The sequence below is a fragment of the Micromonospora sp. ATLC16 genome (assembly GCF_057196645.1).
On record NZ_JBXUOW010000201.1, the window covers coordinates 1 to 224 of the forward strand.

At 70.5% G+C, this 224-nt stretch carries 1 pseudogene; it reads left to right on the forward strand.

Annotation, left to right across the window (positions count from 1 at the left end):
- Positions 1-224: pseudogene (locus AC2CHE_RS27045) on the forward strand (IS701 family transposase); the annotation flags it as partial.

Sequence of the window (224 nt, forward strand, 5' to 3'; positions counted from 1 at the left end):
AACCGGGCGGTGTGGGACACCGAGGAGGCCATGAGCGTGGTGCGCCGGTTCGTGGTCGACGGGCTGGCTACCGCGGCCCGACGACGGCGGCGGGGTCTGGTGGTCGGGGCGGTGGTCGAGAACGGCATCAACACGGTGTACCTGGCCTACGTGCGCGAGGGCGTCGGGCACGCGTTGATCGGTGCCCGGCAGTGGATCCCCGCCGAGCAGATCGATGACGAAGA